At 29.9% G+C, this 2,463-nt stretch carries 2 protein-coding genes; both read left to right on the forward strand.

All coding sequences use genetic code 4. The features are described from left to right. On the forward strand, nt 1-2,143 hold a 2,143-nt coding region (locus tag C4B24_RS04555; protein WP_131599595.1), incomplete at its 5' end, for a fructose PTS transporter subunit IIB. Next, on the forward strand, nt 2,133-2,463 hold a 331-nt coding region (locus tag C4B24_RS04560; RefSeq protein ID WP_449406666.1), incomplete at its 3' end, for a polysaccharide deacetylase family protein. The genes C4B24_RS04555 and C4B24_RS04560, both read left to right, overlap by 11 nt.

Below are 2,463 nucleotides of genomic sequence, written 5' to 3' on the forward strand. Positions count from 1 at the left end.
TAATAAGAAAAACATTATAATAAGCAACCAAAATTTGACACAAAGAGAGCTTTTTGAAAAAATAGCACTACTTGCGGAACAACTTGGCGTTGTTGATAGTTTCGAGGATGTGAAAACTTCTTTGTTAGAAAGAGAAAGCCAAGGTACAACCGGATTTGAAGAGGGGTTTGCTATTCCTCATGGAAGAAGTGAAAAAATCAAAAAACCACAGATATTCTTTTATAGACAAAAAGAAAAAATTGGTAATTGAAATTCTTTGGATGGTCAAGGGGTTACTAAAGCAATTTTCCTTTTAGTTCCAATGAATTCAAAAAATACACATATGGAAATTCTTTCTAATATTGCGATGAAATTAATGGATGATGATTTTAAATGGATGCTATCAAATGGAAAAAAAAGTGATATTTACAAAGGTTTAAATGGTGCATTATCAAAAGCTGATATCGAAGAAGATATTCAAACTGATATAGCAATAAAAGACAAGTTCTTTGTTGCTATCACGGCTTGTCCTGCAGGGATAGTTAAAACTTTCATGGCGAAAGAACGTCTTTTGCAAGTGGCTAAAAAAATGGGGTATTCTTTGCATGTTGAAACGCAAGGGGGAGGAATTCTCAAAAATGAAATGAGCCAACAACAAATTGATGATGCAGAATTTGTCATAATTGCCTCAGAAATTGATATTTCAACAGATAGATTTAAGGGTAAAAAATTAGTTGTAACAAAAACAAAGGATGCCATTAATAATGCTGAAAATTTGATAAAAAGAGCTGAAAAATCTAATGTTTTTGAAGGTAAACTTGAAACTAAAAATAAAGGCTTAGCTAGTATTTTTAAAGACATGAAATCTACTTTACTCTCTGAATTTAATAAACCTTGATTTTATTTAGTTATTCTTGCAACTTTTTATGCAATGACAAATCTTATAGGTTATGCAATGTACTCGGATAATTGATTCATTGATGGTGCAGGAAAAAATCAAACTTTATATTCATTGCAAACTATTTCTGTTTTTGGATTTCATTTGTGTATGTCAGTGTTTGCTGGTATATTTGCGAGAAAATTTTATGATAAAAGTGAAACCTTTCTAATAGCATTTATATTTACCTTCATATTAAATACACCAATAATAGGAACAATAACAACTATTGGTATAAAACCAAAAGACACAACTATTAAAATGTGATTTTCATATGGTGGGGCATTTAATATTGAAAATATGATTGGTACTTCTTTATTTGGAGGCGTATTATTTGCACCAGTCATTGCTAAAGTTATCAAATTTATGGATTTTTTTAGAGGTAAACACCTTAAAAGAGAAACGACAAAAGTACTATTTACTCATTGAATAAAAACAATTGTATATGCATTTATTTTTACAGCCGCTTATTTCTTGGGTGCTCCACTTAGTTGAATGTTTCAATGAGTTGTTAAAGGATTAGTGATATATCCCAATTCATATTGATGATTAAGATTTATTATTGGTGGAATTTTCGGTATTTTAATAACTTATGATTATGGAGGGACTACGAATAAACTAACCATATTGTTCTTAATCGGAATGACTCAATATGATTGAAGAATGAGGACTTTATTTGCTGTTGCTATACCTATTGCATCTCTATCGTGTGCACTATTCTTTAAATTGATGAAAAAATGAGTTAAAAACGAAGATTTACCAATTATGCTTAATATATTTAAGTTAGGTAGAAGAGGTTTGTCTGAAGGTCCTGTAGAGTTGGTAGGTAAATATGGATGAAAAGCTCATTTACCATCATTAGTAACTGCATTTATTGCAACTGGGATGATTTATGTATTAAATATACAAGTATTCAATGGTGGTGGAATTGGTGTATTAAGTTTGGGTGCTCAAGGACACGTTGGTGTCGATATTGTAAATTCAACAATGTCAAATCCATTGATAATTACGAATGATGTTTCATGATTAAATGCGATTATTAATCCTGATAATCAATCGATAGCTATAACAATTATTTATTCATTCCTATACGGAATTATTGGGTACTATCTTGTACATATTCTAGGGGTTATTACTTACATATTTATAGCAAGCATTACAATGAACATAGGAAAGAAAAAACCTTTTGATTTTAAAAAAGGCAAAGAGGTGCTAAATGCAAAATAAAAAAACTGTTCACTTAATACCACACACTCATTGAGACAGGGAATGATATTATTCTTCTGTAAACTCGAAAATTATGTGTTATTGAAGTATGAAATATATGATTGAATACTTAATAAAAAATCCCGAAGCAAAATTTTTATACGATGGACAAACATCAGTAGTTGAAGATTTTCTTGAATTTGCTCCTGATTGAAAAGAAAAAATGAAGAAAGTAATTAAATCTAAACAACTTATGGTTGGTCCTTGATACACACAAACTGATAACTTGCAACCAATTGGAGAATCAATTATTCGTAACTTAGAAATTGGCCAAAAGATTG

This window comes from Mycoplasma marinum, from assembly GCF_004335975.1.
In the GTDB taxonomy this organism is placed as follows: Bacteria; Bacillota_I; Bacilli_A; order Mycoplasmatales; family Metamycoplasmataceae; genus Mycoplasma_K; species Mycoplasma_K marinum.